Origin of the sequence: Streptomyces sp. A0592 (assembly GCF_004795115.1) — a bacterium.
In the GTDB taxonomy this organism is placed as follows: Bacteria; Actinomycetota; Actinomycetes; order Streptomycetales; family Streptomycetaceae; genus Streptomyces; species Streptomyces erythrochromogenes.
This window is the reverse complement of record NZ_SSBM01000018.1, coordinates 86,932-103,840: the sequence shown is the minus strand read 5'-3', so window position 1 is coordinate 103,840 and position 16,909 is coordinate 86,932. Positions and strand designations below refer to the sequence as shown.

15 protein-coding genes are annotated in these 16,909 nt (G+C 72.0%); 4 read left to right on the top strand and 11 right to left on the bottom strand.

Features of this window, described 5'->3' with window-relative positions:
- Positions 1 to 25: 25 nt before the first annotated feature.
- The 6 genes from E6U81_RS24380 to E6U81_RS24350 form a co-directional block, all read right to left on the bottom strand.
- Positions 26 to 304, bottom strand: coding sequence for a putative PEP-binding protein (locus E6U81_RS24380; protein WP_276615820.1), 279 nt, complete (start codon positions 302 to 304; stop codon positions 26 to 28).
- Positions 305 to 928: 624 nt separating this feature from the next.
- On the bottom strand, positions 929 to 1,378 hold the full coding sequence (locus E6U81_RS24370) for a universal stress protein (protein WP_206310011.1): 450 nt from the start codon (positions 1,376 to 1,378) through the stop codon (positions 929 to 931).
- An 84-nt stretch (positions 1,379 to 1,462) separates the two neighbouring features.
- Positions 1,463 to 3,862, bottom strand: a complete 2,400-nt coding sequence (locus E6U81_RS24365) for a glycosyl hydrolase family 65 protein (RefSeq protein ID WP_136232224.1) — start codon at positions 3,860 to 3,862, stop codon at positions 1,463 to 1,465.
- The gene (locus E6U81_RS24360; protein WP_136232223.1) at positions 3,859 to 4,617 is read right to left on the bottom strand and encodes an HAD-IA family hydrolase; all 759 of its coding nucleotides are present in this window, start codon (positions 4,615 to 4,617) and stop codon (positions 3,859 to 3,861) included. Before E6U81_RS24360 ends, E6U81_RS24365 begins: the two co-directional genes overlap by 4 nt.
- A complete protein-coding gene (locus E6U81_RS24355) occupies positions 4,614 to 5,300 on the bottom strand; it encodes a pyridoxamine 5'-phosphate oxidase family protein (protein ID WP_240803990.1) in 687 nt (228 codons plus the stop codon). Before E6U81_RS24355 ends, E6U81_RS24360 begins: the two co-directional genes overlap by 4 nt.
- Positions 5,301 to 5,305: 5 nt before the next feature.
- A complete protein-coding gene (locus E6U81_RS24350; protein WP_136232221.1) occupies positions 5,306 to 6,382 on the bottom strand; it encodes a zinc-dependent alcohol dehydrogenase family protein in 1,077 nt (358 codons plus the stop codon).
- 177 nt (positions 6,383 to 6,559) lie between these two features.
- On the opposite strand from E6U81_RS24350, the gene E6U81_RS24345 reads away from it, so the two are divergent.
- From E6U81_RS24345 to E6U81_RS24335, 3 genes are all read left to right on the top strand, one after another.
- On the top strand, positions 6,560 to 7,981 hold the full coding sequence (locus E6U81_RS24345) for an MBL fold metallo-hydrolase (RefSeq protein WP_136232220.1): 1,422 nt from the start codon (positions 6,560 to 6,562) through the stop codon (positions 7,979 to 7,981).
- Between the two features lie 95 nt (positions 7,982 to 8,076).
- Entirely contained in the window at positions 8,077 to 8,547 is a 471-nt protein-coding gene (locus E6U81_RS24340; RefSeq protein ID WP_136232219.1) for a cyclic nucleotide-binding domain-containing protein, read from the top strand.
- A gap of 10 nt (positions 8,548 to 8,557) precedes the next feature.
- Complete coding sequence (locus tag E6U81_RS24335; protein ID WP_136232218.1) at positions 8,558 to 9,220, top strand: CBS domain-containing protein; 663 nt, start codon at positions 8,558 to 8,560, stop codon at positions 9,218 to 9,220.
- Between the two features lie 374 nt (positions 9,221 to 9,594).
- On the opposite strand, the gene E6U81_RS24330 is transcribed toward E6U81_RS24335, so the two are convergent.
- From E6U81_RS24330 to E6U81_RS24315, 4 genes are all read right to left on the bottom strand, one after another.
- Positions 9,595 to 10,785, bottom strand: a complete 1,191-nt coding sequence (locus tag E6U81_RS24330; RefSeq protein WP_136232217.1) for an acyl-CoA dehydrogenase family protein — start codon at positions 10,783 to 10,785, stop codon at positions 9,595 to 9,597.
- Between the two features lie 158 nt (positions 10,786 to 10,943).
- Positions 10,944 to 11,486 (bottom strand): hypothetical protein, encoded by a 543-nt coding sequence (locus E6U81_RS40540; RefSeq protein WP_206310010.1) that lies wholly within the window; start codon positions 11,484 to 11,486, stop codon positions 10,944 to 10,946.
- Positions 11,487 to 11,505: 19 nt separating this feature from the next.
- On the bottom strand, positions 11,506 to 12,342 hold the full coding sequence (locus E6U81_RS24320; RefSeq protein WP_136232216.1) for a class II fructose-bisphosphate aldolase: 837 nt from the start codon (positions 12,340 to 12,342) through the stop codon (positions 11,506 to 11,508).
- Entirely contained in the window at positions 12,339 to 13,241 is a 903-nt protein-coding gene (locus E6U81_RS24315; protein ID WP_136232215.1) for a sugar isomerase, read from the bottom strand. Before E6U81_RS24315 ends, E6U81_RS24320 begins: the two co-directional genes overlap by 4 nt.
- Before the next feature lie 168 nt (positions 13,242 to 13,409).
- Between E6U81_RS24315 and E6U81_RS24310 the strand changes: the two genes are divergently transcribed.
- Positions 13,410 to 14,189: a DeoR/GlpR family DNA-binding transcription regulator gene (locus tag E6U81_RS24310; RefSeq protein WP_136232214.1), complete on the top strand. Its 780-nt coding sequence runs from the start codon at positions 13,410 to 13,412 to the stop codon at positions 14,187 to 14,189.
- A gap of 1,781 nt (positions 14,190 to 15,970) precedes the next feature.
- On the opposite strand, the gene E6U81_RS24300 is transcribed toward E6U81_RS24310, so the two are convergent.
- Positions 15,971 to 16,885, bottom strand: coding sequence for a LysR family transcriptional regulator (locus tag E6U81_RS24300; protein ID WP_136232212.1), 915 nt, complete (start codon positions 16,883 to 16,885; stop codon positions 15,971 to 15,973).
- Positions 16,886 to 16,909 lie beyond the last annotated feature (24 nt).

The window sequence follows — 16,909 nt, the reverse complement described above, 5'->3', positions numbered from 1 at the left end:
CCTTGGTGCGGGTCTGATGCCACTGTCACGCGGCCGGCGGCTGCTCCGCTTGGGCCGGACGGATCCCTACCGGGGCCATTCGGTCCTCCCCGTAGCGCTCCGCTTCAGCGGAGGCGACGTGCTGCTTGACGGCGGCGAAGCTGTCGGGGGCGACGGAGATCGAGTCGATTCCGGCGCGGACGAGGAAGGCGGCGTAGGCCGGGTCGTCGCTGGGGCGCTGTCCGCACAGGCTCACCGGACTGCCCGGGGCCTGGACCCGCGGGAGGAGGGGCGTCGGCGGTGGTGGCGAAGCCGGGCGGCACACGCAAGCCGGCCGCGGTCAGCTGTCCGGTCAGCTTTCCGAGGGAGGCGTTCTTGCCGCCGACCCGGCCGATGTGTCGCTTCGGCCGAGCGCGGTGAACGGACGACGCGTCGCGTGTGTCCCACGACGTCCTCCGGTGGCTGCAGGTCGGCAGGGATCAGTACGGCAAGGGGCGGCCGGACGGCGTGCGCAGATCCAGCGGGGCGGGCTTGTGGGGCTGCGTGGGCCGGGTCTGGATCCGAATGCGCTGCATCGTGGTCACCCACTTCGGAAGGTGGCGCCGGGGTGGCGTCCGGGTTCCACGATCACGCGGTAGGCCAAGGGGACCGCAGTGCCGAGGGGACCATCCCCGGGGGCCGATTGGGACGCTGCGGAGCGGGGCCGATCGGCCCCGGGCCCCGGCACCGAGTCGGCGCTCGCAGGAGCAGGCCAACGATCCCAGGGGCTGGCGTCGTAGCCGGCACCCGCCCCAGGTGTCACGGAAGTCAGTCTCGCCGCACCTGCGTACACAGGAGCAGGCCACCACGCGTCGTCACGGCCGACGATGTGCGCGCTGGGCTCAGGAGGTCACGCTGCAGCCTGAAGCCGTGGCCCACTGCCCGTACGCCGGGCATGCCCGCGGCGGGATCACTCGACCGGGATGTCCGCCCGGACGATGGTGATCGGGCACGGCGCATGGAGCGCCGCCTGCTGGCTCACCGAACCGAGCATGGCTCGGCTGAAGCTGCCGCGACCGCGGCTGCCCACGACCAGCATGTCCGCACCCTCTGCCGCATCCACCAGGACATCGACCGGATTGCCGCGCACCAGACGCTGGTGCACGGAGGAGGCGCCGTCCTCACCGAGAACCGTGTGGACCTCCTCGACCAGACGCCGCTCGGCCTCCTCCTCGTCGAAGTCGGTGTCCACCGCGGGAGCCGACCACGAAGCGGCACCGGGAAGGTCCCACGCCGCGACCGCTTCCACTCGCCCGTTCACCAACCCTGCGTACCGGACCGCCCAGCGCAGTGCGGCCTGGGACGAGGGCGATCCGTCGACGCCCACGACGATCCGCGGAGCCTCATGCTGCCTGTCCATCCCGTTCACCCTTCCAACGGCTGATACATCCACAGTGTGCGCATCGCGATCGCCCCGCCACGCGAGCACGGGGTGGCTACCGGGTCAGCTCTTGGGCAGCCGGAACCACCGTTCCTGGCCTGCGGCAATACGTTCCTGTCGATCGCCGGGCAGAACCAAGGGCACCGGGCCCAGGGGCGAGGTGGGCACGCTGATGCCGAACCGTCCGGGCCGGAACCGGATACGGATGTCCCGGTGCCCCAGGTAGGAGATCGAGAACGAGGCCCGGGGCACTTCGGAGAGGGGCACCGGGTCGATGTGCAGGCCGTCGTCGTGGGGCTCGAGTCCGACGATGCCGCGCTCGACGAGGTCGAGGGTGCCGCCCATGGCACCGAGGTGGATCCCTTCGCCGGTGGTGCCGCCCTGGACGTCGGTGATGTCACTGAGCAGGGCTTCCTGGCAGTAGCGCCACGCGTCCGGGCCCTGCTCCCGGGCAATGACCCAGCCGTGGACGAGGCTGCTGAGCGTCGACCCGTGGCAGGTGCGCCGCTGGTAGTAGTCCACCGTCCTGCGCCAGAGGCCGTCGTCGAGGCGATGTCCGAGCCGAAGGAACAATTGCTCGAGTTCCGTGGGGCCAAAGAGGTAGCCGAGCATGAGAGTGTCGGCCTGCTTGGACGCCTGGTAGCGGTTGGGCGTGTCGCCTTCGGCTTCCAGGATGCGGTCCAGGCGGCGGATGTCGTGGTAGCGGGCGCGGTAGCCTTCCCAGTCCAGCTCGGCGAGGTCCCCGTAGCCGTGGAACTGGCTGATCACGCCGCGATGGAACGGCACATACAGGCGGTGCGAGACGTCCTCCCAGGCGGTGAGGTCGTCGGGGCCGATGCCCAGTATCGTGAGGAGCTCGGCGCGTCGGGCTGCCGGAAGTTCCCCGTACAGGTCGAGTGCGCGGGCAAGTACCCACGCGGCGGTGACGTTGGTGTAAGCGTTGTCGTCGATACCGGGAGCGGCGGCGGCCGGGTAGGCGTCGTGGTACTCGTCCGGGCCGACGACGCCGCGGATCCGGTAGCGGCCGAGGCCGGTGTCCCATCTCGCTGCGCCGGCCCAGAAGTGGGCGGTGTGCAGCAGGAGTTCGGCGCCCGGGCCGTGCATGAATCCGGCGTCACCGGTGGCCTGGCCGTACCGCCACACGTTCCAGGCGATGGCCGACCCCACATGGTGTTGGAGGTGCGAGTGGTCGGGCAGCCAGCGGCCGGAGCGCGGATTGAGGTGCAGCCGCTGCGTCTCCTCGCTGCCGGAACCACCACTCTGCCAGGGAAACATCGCTCCCTTCACCCCAGCCCGGCGGGCGGCCTCCAAGGCCGCGGGGAGCCGTCGGTGCCGGTACATCAGCAGGGCGCGAGCGGTCTCGGGGAGGTGGAGGGCGAGGTAGGGCAGGACGAACAGCTCGTCCCAGAAGACGTGACCCCGGTATGCCTCGCCGTGAAGGCCCCGGGCGGGGACGCCGGCGTCGAGCTCCGCGGTGTGCGGCGAGAGGGTCTGCAGCACGTGGAAGGCGTGCAGCCGCAGAACCTTGCCCGTCTCTCCCGGTACTTTCAACTCGCCTTCGCTCCAGAGGCGCTGCCAGGACGCCCGGTGGGAGGCCAGCAAGGAAGGGAAGTCCGGGGCGTGCGTGGCGCAGTCGATGCTCCACCGCAGCGGATCGACCGGGGGACGGTCGAGCGAGGTACACAGGGCGGCTGTCTTCACCACGACGACCGGGGCGGTCCGCTTGATCGGCAGGACGAACGTCTGCGTGGCGGTGGTGGCTGTGCATGCCCGGCCTACCGGTGCCGCAGGACGTGCTGATGTCCGGACCGCGAGCCCGATCTTTACCCGGGAGGTGGTCGTGGTGCAGGACAGCCAGGCGGTGCCCTCCGCCTCCACTCCGGCCCGGTGCTCGACGAGATGCCGCCCTGCCAGGGCGCGGTAGCGGTCGACTCCCGCGTTGGTGACGTCTCCGTCGAGCACGGACTCGATCTCGATCATGCCGCTCCAGCCGTACGCTCTGAACACCGTGTTCTGCGCAGCCAGGTTCGGGTCGCCCATGTGGACGAGGCGGGTGTGGGTGACGCCCAGGCGGCGGCCCTCGGCGTCGTGGAAGAGCATGCGGCGGGTAAGCGTCCCGGCACGGAGGTCCAGCGACACGTGGCTGTGGCGCAAGGTCGGGTGGTCGGGTGTGAGCCAGTCGCCGGGCGGTGCACCCGCGGGCAGGCAGCGGTACCGCAGAGCGGTCCAGTCCGGCAGCCGGACCATGTCCTCGTTGGAGACTGTTCGTCCGCCGATGGTGGAGGCGAGCCGGTTGAAGCAGCCTGCGAGGTAGGTGCCCGGGTAATGGATGTCGTCGGCGATGCTCTCGGGCGCTGAACCGCGCGTGGCGAAGCGGCCGTTGCCCAGGGTGCACAGGGACTCGACCAGCCGCTCGGCCTTGGGGTCGTAGTGGGGGTACTCCCAGCACCAGGCCGTGGTCACGGGCGGTCGCCTTCGAGTGCGGCGGGCAGCCCGCCGAGGTCGGGGAGCACGAGGTGGGCGCCGTGTGCGCGCAGGGCGTCCCTCATGTGCGGGTCGGCTTCGCGGTTGAGTCCCACTACCAGGCGGAAACGGCCTTGGTGTCCCGCTTCGACGCCGGCGAGTGCGTCCTCCACCACGGCGGTGTGAGCGGGGGCCGCGCCGAGACGGCCGGCAGCTTCGAGGAAGAGGGCAGGGTCGGGTTTGCCCGGAAGGGCAAGGGCGGCCGCGTCCTGGCCGTCCACCAGGGTGTCGAAGTAGCCGATGAGCTCGGCGGACTCCAGGAGGGAGCGGGCGTGCCGCGAAGCCGAGACGGCTGCGCATCGCACCTCCATCTCCCGTAGTCGCTGGAGCGCGGGCCGTACGTCGTCGAAGGTGCGGACGCCGTCGGTCCGCAGCATCGCGGAGAAGACCTCCTCCTTGCGGGCGGCGACCGCGTGAACGGTGGCGCACCCGGGCGGATCCCCGGGCGTTCCTGGCGGGAGGCCGATGTGACGGGCGCCGAGGAAGGCGCGCACGCCGTCGAGGCGGGACCTGCCGTCGACCAGGTCCCGGTATTCGCGCACGGCGTCGAACGGACGCGGTCGTACCCCGGCGTACGACGGCTGCCACTCGGGCAGGCAGCCGTCGAAGGTCTCCTTCCAGGCGGCCGCGTGGCGGTCCGCCGTGGCGAGGAGCACCCCGTCGGTGTCGAAGACGACCGCGCGCAGGTCGCTCATGAGTCGTGCACCACGCGGCGGCCCGTGATCCGGGCGGGGGTGAGCTCCATCCAGTGGCTGCGCGGACCACCGGCCCAAGGTTGGGAGCGCGCCGTGGCGTTGAGGTGCTGGATTTCGTGCTGGTCGGTAACGGCTGCGAGTTCGCCCACGGCCAGCACGCTCCAACCCGTGGCGGTCACGTCGTCGATGTTGTCGATCTCGAAGGCGACCTCGGTACCCGCCGCTCGTGCCGTGACGGCTTCCGCGGAGGTGCGGAAGGCGATGTCGGGTCCTGTGACGAGGTAGTTGACGGGGAGGACGGCCGGGCCGTCGGGGGTGAAGACGGCGATGCGACCGACGCCGTGCGTGTTCAGCAGCCGCCGGCATTCGGTCTCGTCCAGCGGTACGAGCGTACTGTCGCGCCGGGCGGTGGCCCGGCCGGCGACGCGGTGGGCGCTGGCTCCGGTCAGGTCGTCGACGGTGAGGCCGAGGGCGTCGGCCACCCGGACGAGGGTGCCGATGGCAGGACTGGCGGCGTGCTCCTCGAGGTAGGCGATGTACGTGCCGTCGGCCCCGCACCGCCGGCCCAGTTCGTCGCGGCTCAGGCCGAGGGCTTCGCGGCGGGCCGCCAGGCGGCGGCCCAGGTCGGTGCGTCCGGTCGTCTCGCCGGACTGCTGCGGGTGGGTGCTCGGTGTGCTCTTCACGGCACTCACTGCTCCTGGGGCGGTACGGCGACCGTGTCGTGCTGCGGTCCGCCGAGCACGACCTTGAGGGCGCCGGTTTCGCCGGCGCGCGAGAAGACGTCGTACGCCTCTTCCATCTGGTCCAGCTCGAAACGGTGGGTGACCATCGCGGTGCCGGGGAGGCGGCCGGCGGCCATCATGCGCAGCAGCATGGGCGTGGATGAGGTGTCGACGAGACCGGTGGTGATGGTGACGTCCTTGACCCACAGGTCTTCGAGGTGGAGGACTGCCGGCTTGCCGTGGACGCCGATGTTGGCGACGCGTCCGCCCGGACGGACCATGCGGGTGCACATCTCGAACGACTCGGGCACACCGACGGCCTCGATGACGACATCCGCGCCGAGCCCGTCCGTGAGGTCCTCCACCAGCTGCTCCGGCTCCTCCTGCGCGCTGGCGGTCGCATCGGCCCCCAGATCCCGTGCGGCTGCCAGGCGGGAGGCCGCGAGGTCGACGGCGACGATGCGGAACGGGCTGTAGAGCTGTGCCGTGGCGATGGCGGCCAGCCCGATGGGTCCGGCACCGACCACGACGACCGTGTCGCCGGGGCGCACGGCGCCGTTGAGGACGCCCACCTCGTACGAGGTGGGGAAGATGTCCGCGAGCAGGACCGCCTCGTGGCTTGCCAGAGCGCTGGGAAGGGGGTGGAGGGAGAGGTCGGCGAAGGGGACGCGTACGTATTCGGCCTGGGTGCCGTCGATGGTGTGGCCCAGGACCCAGCCGCCGCCTCCTCGGCACTGGCCGTAGTGTCCTTCGCGGCAGAAGCGGCAGCGGCCGCACGCGGAGATGCAGGAGATCAGGACGCGGTCGCCGGGGCGGACGCTGCGGACGTCACCGCCGGTCTCGACGATGGTCCCGACTGCCTCGTGGCCCAGGATGCGGCCGGGTGTCACTTCGGGGACGTCGCCCTTGATGATGTGCAGGTCGGTGCCGCAGATGGTGACGGCGTCGACCCGGACGATCGCGTCGGCGGCGTCCTTGACGGAGGGGTCCGGGACGTCCTGCCAGGAGGTCTGTCCGGGCCCGTGGAAGACGAGAGCCTTCATGGCGCGGCCTTCTCTCTGTGGGCTGTGCGGGAGGGGGTCACCGTCAGGCTCTGCCTGTGTCCCTCCGTCCCGCTTGGGCCGGTCGGCCCCCATCTCGGGCCGGTAGGTCCCCAGCGGACAGGGCGCTCCGGTGCGACGGTGGAGACCGGCACCCGTTCCGGAAGGAGGGCTGCTGCCATGTCCCAGCCAGCCCCGTCCCCTGCTTCCGCCCGCCCGGCCCTGCTGAGGTTCCTCGGCGGAGTGCGGACGGTGACCGGCAGCAAGTTCCTGGTGGAGAGCGACCACGCCCGGATCCTGGTCGACTGCGGACTCTTCCAGGGTGTCGCGGACCTGCGCCGTCGCAACTGGGGCAAGCTGCCCTGCGACGCCTCGGACATCCATGCCGTCGTCGTGACCCACGCCCATCTGGACCATTGCGGCTACCTGCCGCGACTGGTCCGACACGGGTTCCGCGGCCCCATCCTGACCAGCGCCCACACCGCCCGGCTCGCGGAGATCGTGCTCCGGGACAGCGCCCGCCTCCAGATGGAAGCCGCCGAGCACGCGAACCAGCACGGCTGGTCCAAGCACCGCCCCGCCAAGCCGCTCTACGACGATGACGACGTCGACCAGACGATCAAGTACTTCGACCCGGTACCGGTGGGTAGCGAGGTCGAGATCATGGCCGGCACGAAGCTGACGCTGCACCACGGCGGTCACATCCTGGGCTCCGCCTGGGCGCACCTGACCCTGGAGGACGGCCACACCCTCGCCGTCAGCGGCGACCTCGGCCGCCCCGGCCACCCGCTCCTGCTGCCGCCCGAGCCGTTCTCCGGCGCCGACGTCCTGTTGATGGAGTCGACGTACGGCAACCGCCGCCACGACCACGAGAGCGCACAGCGCGAATTCACCTCGGTGATCACTCGGACGCTGTCCCGTGGCGGGACCGTGGTCATCCCGGCCTTCGCGATCGACCGCACTGAGGTCGTCCTGCACGAGCTGGCCACCCTGCGCAGCGACGGCACCCTGCCCCGCCACGTACCCGTGTACGTCGACAGCCCCATGGCCCTCGCCGCCCTCGACGTCTACCGCGACGCCGTACGGGCCCACTCCCCCGAGCTGCGTCCCGAGATCCTCGCCCAAGGCCAGGCTGCGATCAGCCCGGAGCCCTTCCTGGCCGCCCGCACCGTCCAGGAGTCGATCGACATCAACAACGCCACCGGGCCGGCCATCATCGTCTCCTCCGCCGGCATGGCCACCGGCGGCCGCGTGCTGCACCACCTCCACCGGATCCTGCCCGACCCCCGTAACGCCGTGGTCATCGTCGGCTTCGCCGCGGCCGGCACCCGGGCTCGCGACCTCGTGGATGGCGCCCGCACGCTCAAGATGTTCGGCGAGTACGTCCCCGTACGCGCCGAGGTCGCCGACGTACCGCACTTCTCCGCGCATGCCGACGCAGGCCAGATCATCGACTGGCTGCGCGCCGCCCCGGCCCCGCACACCACCTATCTCGTCCACGGCGAGGAGACCGCCTCCGAAACCCTGCGGGACCGCATCGACCACGAACTGAAATGGACGGCCGTCGTACCCAAGTCCGGGGAGGCCGTCCTGGTCCGCTGACCGGGGCCGGACGGTCCCCGCGGTGTGCACCGCGCGGCCCTCCCGGACACGGCGGCCCACCGAGCACGGTGGATGCGAAGGGTTGGAGGCACTCCATGAGCACCATGCACACCATCCTCGAAGCGATGGCACCGGAAGCCCGCGAAGCCCTGCTCGCCCACTCCCACCAGGTGACCTTCCCGGTCGGCACCCGTATCTTCGACGAACGCCGACGGGCCGAGAAGTTCTGGATCATCCAGTGCGGCACCGTGGACCTCGACACCCACGTCCCCGGCCACAAGAACGTGGTCGTCGACACCCTCGGCTACGGCGAGCTCCTCGGCTGGTCCTGGATGTTCCCTCCCTACAGCTGGCACCTGGGAGCCACCGCCTCCCGCGAAGTGCGCGCCCTGGAGTTCGACGCAGCGGCCGTACGCCGGCTGTGCAACGAGGACTCGGCCGTCGGTCGCTCCGTTTCCGTCGCCGTGGGCGCGGTCATCGCCGACCGGCTCGACTCCGCCCGCACCCGGCTCCTCGACCTGTTCGCCCCTCACGGCAGCGGCACCCCGCTCGCCCACGCACGCTGAGGACCCCGCCATGACCTCCACCCCGTACACCGTCGCTGACGTCATGACCACCAAGGTCATCGCCGTCACCCCCTCGACCGGCTTCAAGGACATCGCCACCGCGATGGAGCGGTGGAAGGTGACCGCCCTACCCGTCATCGAGGGCGAGGGCCACGTCGTCGGCGTGGTCTCCGAGGCCGATCTCCTGCCCAAGGAGGAGTTCCACGAGCACCGCCCGGGCCTGATCGAGCAGATGCGCCGCCTCGGCGACACCGCCAAGGCGGGCTCCACCCGCGCCGAGAACATGATGACCACCCCGGCCGTCACGATCCGCCCCGACGCCACGCTCCCGCAGGCCGCCCGCCTCATGGCCGACCGGCACATCAAGCGCCTCCCGGTCGTCGACGCCGACGGCACCCTCAAGGGCATTGTCAGCCGCGCCGACCTCCTCAAGGTCTTCCTCCGCACCGACGAAGAACTCGCCACCGAGATCCGCCGCACCGTCGTCGAACGCCTCTTCCCCCTCTCCCACGAAGCGGTCAAGGTCACCGTGGCCCAGGGGATCGCCACGCTGACCGGCCAGGTCCGCGACGGCAGCCTGATCCCCCTCGCCGAACACTTCACCCACTCCGTCGAGGGCATAGTCGACGTCCGCTGCCAGCTCAAGCACGAAACCGACGCCACCGGTTCCTGACACCCTCCCCAGGAGGAGAACGACCCAACTGGCACTCAGCGCGGCTGCAAAGGCTGTAAGCGCTTCCTCAAGGAGCCGGCCTCACCGAGAGGCCGAGCGCTTGATGGCCTGAAGCCGCCTGTTCTCGACCTCAGCGAGTCGGCGCTCCACAGGGGACTCCGGAGCGCTGGTGGACACCCCCTGGGCGCCAAATGATCTTCCAAGGGCCGCCACGCCTCTCTTGTATCTCGCTTCCATCGCCGCGCAGGCAATAAGCATCTGATGCATCGAGTCGATGCGGCGCCATCTCTGACATCGAACGCCGTTTACTCGTACGCATGTCCAGTGGCAACAACGGTTGTGAAGTGCCAACTATCGCTGTGAGCCGCAGGATTTCAGCGGCGGACTCGGGGCATGCCCAGGCCGATCCAGGAGATGATCTCGCGCTGGATCTCGTTGTTGCCGCCGCCGAAGGTGAAGATGACCGCGCTGCGGTAGCCGCGTTCGAGCTCGCCGTGGAGGACCGCGCCGACCGAGCCGTCCTTGAGGGGTCCCGCCGCGCCGACGATCTCCATCAGCCAGGCGTACGCGTCGCGGCGCGCCTCGGAGCCGTACACCTTGACCGCGGAGGCGTCCTGCGGGGTGAGGGTCCCGGACTCGACCGCGTTCACCATCTGCCAGTTGAGCAGCTTCATCGCGTCGAGACGGGCGTGGGTGCGGGCGAGCCGTCCGCGGACCCAGGACAGGTCGATGACCCGGCGGCCGTCGGCGAGCTTCGTCGACGCGGCCCAGCGCTGGACGTCGTGGAGGGCCCGGATGGCCATCGTGCCGTGCGCGGCCAGGGTGACGCGCTCATGGTTGAGCTGGTTGGTGATCAGGCGCCAGCCCTTGTTCTCCCGGCCGACGCGGCGGGTGGCGGGGACGCGGATGTCCTCGTAGTAGCTGGCCGTGGTGTCGTGGGAGGCCAGGGTGTTGATGAGGGTGCAGGAGTAGCCCGGGTCCGAGGTCGGGACGAGGAGCATGGTGATGCCCTTGTGCGCGGGGGCGTCCGGGTCGGTGCGCACCGCCAGCCACACCCAGTCGGCGGTGTCGCCGTTCGTGGTCCAGATCTTCTGGCCGTTGACGACGTAGGTGCCGGTCTCCTCGTCGCCCTCACGGACGGCCTTGCACTTGAGCGCGGCGAGGTCGGTGCCGGCGTCGGGCTCGCTGTAGCCGATGGCGAAGTCGATCTCCCCAGAGAGGATCTTGGGCAGGAAGTAGGCCTTCTGCTCGTCGGTGCCGAACTGCATGATGGTCGGCCCGACCGTGTTGAGCGCCATCAGGGGAAGCGGTACGACGGCCTGCGCGGCCTCGTCGAAGAAGATGAACTGGTCCATCGGGGTCATGCCGCGGCCGCCGTACTCCTTCGGCCAGCCGACGCCGAGCCAGCCGTCGGTGCCGAGCCTGCGGATGGTCTCCCGGTAGAACCGCTTCTGGGCGGCCGGGTCCTCGTAGCGGGCGTAGACGTCCTCCGGGACCAGCTCGGCGAAGTAGGCGCGCAGCTCGGTGCGCAACTGCTGCTGCTCAGGCGTGTATTCGAGGTGCACGGCCCCTCCGGGAGTCTCGCGGTCCAGCCGCTTCGCCGTGATGGCGTGGCATGTGGCGTGATGGCGGCGGCCAGATTAGAACCTGTTGCAAGAATTCGGAAGGTCTCCTGCGCACCGGCCGTTCATCGCCGACGTCCGCACTCCCGGCCCGTCGGGTATCAGGTGTAGAGGTAGAGGAGGTCGAAGCGGACGAGGTCCCGGGCCGCGTCGAAGTGGTACTCCCCCGACGGATGCCCCTCCGCCCCCTCGTGGTTGGCGAACGCGTCGAACTGCCGGCTGTGCTGCCAGGCCGCACCGGCCGGCGCGTACGGGGCCAGCTCGGCGGGCAGGGCGGCCGGCGCGGCCGCGGGCGCGGGCGCGAAGGCGTACTCCGCCCTACCCGTGATCGCCGCCGCCCCGCCGGCCGCCAGGCGGGCGACGCCGACCAGGCGGATCCGCGAGTCGGGGCCCGGGATGGTCCGGCTGTCGGCGGAACCGGGCTTCTCGTCGATGTCGTAGCCGAGCCAGTGCGCCGCGTCCAGCGTCCCCACGTACGGGCCGAAGCGCGCGTTCAGGGGTTCCAGGTCGGTGCGCACCTGTGGCCCGGACCGGTCCGGTCCGGGCCACACGGCGTAGGCCGTACCCGCGCCCACGGTCAGCAGTGGGATCCCGGCGATCAGCAGGAAGCGCCTGCGGCTGGTGCGTCCCCGCTGTGCGTCCACGGCCGTCCCCCGGTGTCCTTCAGTTCAGGGCGCCGATCATAGCCGTGGCCGTCGCCGTCATCGCCGCACGGGCCGCCGTCAGGTACGGCCGGGGGTCCGCCGGGGTCAGGTGGGTGCGGATGGCCTCCGTCATGGCCAGGTTGAGTGCGGTGCCGATGTTCACCTTGCGGATCCCCCCGGCGACGGCCGCCGCGAGCTCGGAGTCCGGCAGTCCGGACGAGCCGTGCAGGACGAGCGGTACCTCCACCGACTTGGCCAGCCTGGCCAGCAGGGCGTGGTCGAGGGTCGCGGTCCGGCTGGTCATCGCGTGGCTGCTGCCGATGGCGACGGCCAGTGCGTCGACCCCGGAGTCGGCGACGAACCGCCGCGCCTCGTCCGGGTCCGTACGGGCGCCCGGCGCGTGCGGGTCCAGCGGTGCGGCACCGCTCTTGCCGCCGACCTCGCCGAGTTCCGCCTCGATCCACAGCCCGTTGGCGTGCGCCCAGTCCGCGGCGGAGCGGGTGGCCTCCAGGTTCTCGGCGTACGCGAGCTGCGCCGCGTCGTACATCACCGAGCTGTATCCCGCGTCGCACGCCTGCCGCAGCAGCTCGGGGCTCTTGACGTGGTCGAGGTGCAGGCCGACCGGGACCGCGGCGGCCTCCGCGCAGGCGGCGGCGGCCCGGGAGATCGGCAGCAGGCGCCCGTCGCGGAACTTCACGGCGTTCTCGCTCAGTTGCAGGATGACCGGCAGCCCGGCCGCCTCGGCGCCGGCGACGACGGCTTCGGCGTGCTCCAGCGTGATGATGTTGAAGGCGGCGACGGCGCGGCCCGCGCCGGCCGCCTCCCGGACGAGCGCGCCCGCGCAGACGAGGGTCATCGGACCGCCTCCTCACCGGTGGTGAGGATCACCGAGCGGGTCAGGTTGCGCGGCGCGTCGGGGTCCAGTCCGCGCCGGGCGGCGACGGCGAGGGCCAGGCGGTGCACGCGGACGAGTTCGGCGAGCGGGTCGAGCCGCCCGGCCACCCATCGGCCGCCGGTCCGGCGGACCTGTTCGGCGAGTCCGTCGGGGGCCTCGTCGAGCGACCAGGTGACGGTGCCGGGCCCGGAGATGCTGACCGGCCCGTGCCGGTACTCCATCGCCGGATAGGACTCGGCCCAGGACAGCGAGGCCTCGCGCATCTTCAGGGCCGCCTCGTGGGCGAGTCCGACGCTCCAGCCGCGGCCGAGGAAGGTGAACTGCCCCTGGTCCCCGGCCTCCGCGGGGAGCGGCTCGTCAAGGGCGGTGCGGGCGTCGGCGACGGCCGCGGGCCCGTGCAGCCCGACGTGGGCCCGCAGCAGCGTCAGGGCGGTGGTCGCGAAGCGGGTCTGCACGACGGACTGTTCGTCGGCGAAGTCGAGGACGACGAGCTCGTCCGCCACCGTCATCACCGGGGTCGCCGGATCGCCGATGACCGCGGTCGTGGGCACGCCCGCGTCGCGCAGTGCGGCCAGCAGGTCCAGCACCTCGGTGGTGGTCCCGGAGCGGGTGAGCGCGACGACCCGGTCGTAGCGGCGGTGGCGCGGGAACTCCGAGGCGGGGAAGGCGTCCGTCTCCCCCTGTCCCGCCTCCTCGCGCAGCACGGCGGCCGCCTGGGCCATGTAGTACGAGGTGCCGCACCCGACGATGGCGGTACGCTCCCCCGGCTGCGGCAGCACCGCCCGCCGGGCCGGGGCCAGTTCGGCGGCCCGCTCCCAGCATGCGGGCTGCGTGCCCAACTCGTGCGCGACGTGACTCATACAGGCTCCCTCGTGCGACAGACGGGTCTGAATGCGTTTTCCTGCAAGGTAGCGGGCATTTTCGCGCAACTTCAAGCAACCACGGGGTGTTCTGCTGGGTTAGTGTCGCCGGGTAGCCCGACGGGGGCCACGGGACGGGCACGCAATGAGCACGGGAGGGGGCGGCCGATGACCCGCAAGGAGCGCTGGCAGACACTGCTGGACCTGCTGGTGGAACGGGGCGAGCTGGAGGTGGAACCGGCCGCCGAGGCCCTCGGGGTGTCCGCCGCGACCATCCGCCGCGACCTCGACCAGCTCGCCGAGCAGCAGCTGCTGGTCCGCACGCGCGGCGGGGCGGTGCAGCACGGGGTCAGTTACGAACTCCCGCTGCGCTACCGGACGTCGCGGCGCGCCGCCGAGAAGAGGCGCATCAGCGAGGCCGTCGCGGCGCTGGTCGCCCCGGGCGAGGTGATCGGCCTGACGGGCGGCACCACCACCACGGAGGTGGCGCGCGCCCTGGCCGGGCGGCCGGACCTGGCTCAGGGCTCGCCCGCGCTCACCGTGGTCACCAACGCCCTCAACATCGCGGGAGAACTGGTGATCCGGCCGCAGTTCAAGATCGTGCTGACGGGCGGCGTGGCGCGCCCCCAGTCCTACGAACTGACGGGCCCCCTCGCCGAGCAGGTCCTCGGGCAGCTCGCGGTGGACACGGCGGTGCTCGGCGTGGACGGTTTCGACCCGAAGGACGGTGCGGGGACCCGGCACGAGGACGAGGCCTCGGTCAACCGCCTCTTGTGCGAACGCGCCCGCAGGGTGGTCGTCGCGGCGGACTCCAGCAAGCTCGGCGTCCGCGCCTTCGCCCGCATCTGCGCGACCTCGGCCGTGGACGTCCTGGTGACGGACACCGGCCTCACCCCGGCGGTGGCCCGGGCCTTCACCACGGCAGGCGTCGAGGTGGTCACGACCTGACCCCGCCCCGGGCGGGGCAGGACGGGGAGCCAGGCGGGGCAGGACGGGGAGCCAGGCGGGCGGGGGCGGGGAGCCAGGCGGGCGGGGGCGGGGGCCAACCGGGCACGGGCTTTGACGGCACGACAACGACTTCGGGGGCGGGGCCTGAGTGGGGCGGCATCAGTGACGTGCTGGGGGTTTCCCGTCCGTCCTATCGTCTTCCGGTTCGTGCCGGTCCCTCAAGGGCGCTCGTTCCTCGCGTCGCTTCGCGATGTCGCTGCGCTCCACCCTTGACCGCCCGTCCCGCCCCGGAAAATCGAGGACAGCCGGGAAGCCCCCAGAAGAACGGGCCGGGGGAGAGACAGAGGGACGGGCACATCAGCGAGGCGCGGGGTGGTCGGGGGGACGCCTCAGATCGCTACGCGGTCCTGCCGGACGGCGTCTGCGGGCCTCTGTGGCTGGGCATAGGCCGCCTCAGATCGGTACGTGCTTCTGGATCACGCGACTGCAGACCGTCTGGGGCTGGTCATAAGCCGCAGACGCTCTGATGCGCCCGCCTTGGACGGCGTCTGCGGGCAGTTTTTTTGGGGGGGGAGGAAAGGCGTCAGATGACGGCTGAGGCGATGCCCATCCAGGTCTGGGCGGGCAGGGACCCCAAAGGGGCTTCCATTTGCACCAATTGCCCTTGTTTGGGCGTGCGGTTGTGGCCTTGCTTTGGTCTTGATGGGGGTTGGCATCGGCTGGGCCGATGGATCGGCCCTCCGTCCCTCGAATCCGCCTTTCCCAGCCCCGAACGAGGGGCGGGCGCCGTCTCGGGGAAGCGCCTGGTGAGCGATGGCGGCTTGTGTCCAGCCCAAGAGGCCTGCAGGCGCCGTCTCGGAGACGCGTGTAGCGATCGATGGCGGCTTATGCCCAGCCCAAGAGGCCTGCGGACGCCGTCGGGCAGGACCGCGTAGCGATCTGAGGCGCGCGGGCTCTGCCCGGGCCTCTCCGACGCCCCGATGGTGTCTTCTCCCCCGGCCCGTTCTTCTGGGGGCTTCCCGGCTGTCCTCGATTTTCCGGGGCGGGACGGGCGGTCAAGGGTGGAGCGCAGCGACATCGCGAAGCGACGCGACAAAGGAGCGCCCTTGAGGGACCGGCCCGACACGGAAGACGATAGGACGGACGGGAAACCCCCAGCACGTCACTGATGCCGCCCCACTCACACCCCGCCCCCGCACCGACGCCGCGCCTCCCACCCCCGCCTCACATAGACCCCGCTCTCCGCGCCGCCCCTGCGCCTTCTATCCCGGCCCGCTGGAGCCCCGCTCTCCGCGCCGCCCCCGCGCCTTCCATTCCGGCCCCGCCGGAGCCCCGCTCTCACGGGCCCCCGCGCCTTCCGTCCCCGCCCCGCCGGGCCGCGCCCCCGGGGCTGCCCTCACGCTCCTGTCCCCGCCCCGCCGGGTCCCCGCCCCGCCTGTCCCCGCCCCGCCGGGCTGCGCCCCCGGGGCTGCCCTTACGCTCGCGTCGCCGCCGCGCCTCTTGCGCCGCCCGGCGCAGACCCCCGTCCTGCTGCCGCTGTGCGCCCTGCACCGCCCGGCGTGGGCCCCGCGCGCTGCTGCCGCGTGCCTCATGCGCCGCCCGGCGTGGGCCCCGCGCGCTGCTGCCGCCGCGTCTCCTGTGCCGCCCGGCACGGCCCCCGCGCCGCTGCTGCCGTCACGCCTCCTGTACCGGCCCGCTCAGACCTCGCGCCCCGGCCGCCGCCGCGCCTCCTCTGCCGCCCGACCGCCCGCAGACTCCCGCGCCGCTGCCGGCCCGCCCGCTCAGTGGGGCGGGAGGCGCTCCGATTCGCGGACCAGGGCTGCCAGGACGGGGGCGATCAGCGGGTGGTTCTCGGCCCCGCGGCGGGTGGCCGCGAAGACCCGGCGGGTGGCGGCCGGTCCGGCGACCGGGCGGACCTGGACCTCCTTGAGGTCCATGCCCCGCAGCGCCGAGCGCGGCACGAGGGCCACCCCGGCCCCGGCTCCGACCAGCGCCGTCACGGCGCGGAAGTCGTCGGAGGAGTGCGCGAACCGCGGCTGGAAGCCGGCCAGTTCGCAGGCGAGCAGGGTCACGTCGTGGCACGGGTTGCCCGGGTACTGGCCCACCCAGTCCGAGTCGGACAGGTCGGCCAGCGACACCGCCGGCAGGTCGGCCAGCGGGTGCCCCGAGGGCAGCACCGCGTCGAAGGGCTCCGCATACAGCGGGAGGACGGAGAGCCGGCCGTCGTCGGCGCCCGGCGCGCCCCGGTACTCGACCGCGAGCGCGAGGTCCGCCTCGCCGTCCAGGAGCAGCGGCAGGCTCTGGTCGCCCTCCGCGTCGCGCACCCGCAGTCTGATCCCCGGCCGCTCCAGCGCGAGCCGGGCGATCGCCGGGGCGAGCACCTCCGCGATGCCCGTGGCGAAGGCGGCCACGGTGACCTCGCCGGCCGCTCCGCCCGCGTACGCCGCGAGTTCGGCCTCCGCCCGCTCCAGCTGGGCCAGCACCTCGTGGGCGTGGCCGAGCAGGATCTCCCCCGCCGCGGTCAGGCGTACGCCCCGCCCGCTGCGGGTGAGCAGTGCGTGGCCCGTCTCCTGTTCCAGCGCCGCGAGCTGCTGGGAGACGGCGGAGGGGGTGAGGTACAGGGCTGCGGCCGCGGCGGTCACCGTACGGTGGTCCGCCACGGCCCGCAGGATGCGCAGCCGGCGGGGGTCGATCACCCCACCATTGTCTCAGGGTGCGGA

Excerpts from the sequence above, each read along its gene's own strand:
- E6U81_RS24370 (WP_206310011.1), bottom strand. The coding sequence starts at position 1,378 with ATGGACAGGCAGCATGAGGCTCCGCGGATCGTCGTGGGCGTCGACGGA.
- E6U81_RS24360 (WP_136232223.1), bottom strand. The coding sequence starts at position 4,617 with ATGAGCGACCTGCGCGCGGTCGTCTTCGACACCGACGGGGTGCTCCTC.
- E6U81_RS24350 (WP_136232221.1), bottom strand. The coding sequence starts at position 6,382 with ATGAAGGCTCTCGTCTTCCACGGGCCCGGACAGACCTCCTGGCAGGAC.
- E6U81_RS24345 (WP_136232220.1), top strand. The coding sequence starts at position 6,560 with ATGTCCCAGCCAGCCCCGTCCCCTGCTTCCGCCCGCCCGGCCCTGCTG.
- E6U81_RS24340 (WP_136232219.1), top strand. The coding sequence starts at position 8,077 with ATGAGCACCATGCACACCATCCTCGAAGCGATGGCACCGGAAGCCCGC.
- E6U81_RS24335 (WP_136232218.1), top strand. The coding sequence starts at position 8,558 with ATGACCTCCACCCCGTACACCGTCGCTGACGTCATGACCACCAAGGTC.
- E6U81_RS24320 (WP_136232216.1), bottom strand. The coding sequence starts at position 12,342 with ATGACCCTCGTCTGCGCGGGCGCGCTCGTCCGGGAGGCGGCCGGCGCG.
- E6U81_RS24315 (WP_136232215.1), bottom strand. The coding sequence starts at position 13,241 with ATGAGTCACGTCGCGCACGAGTTGGGCACGCAGCCCGCATGCTGGGAG.
- E6U81_RS24310 (WP_136232214.1), top strand. The coding sequence starts at position 13,410 with ATGACCCGCAAGGAGCGCTGGCAGACACTGCTGGACCTGCTGGTGGAA.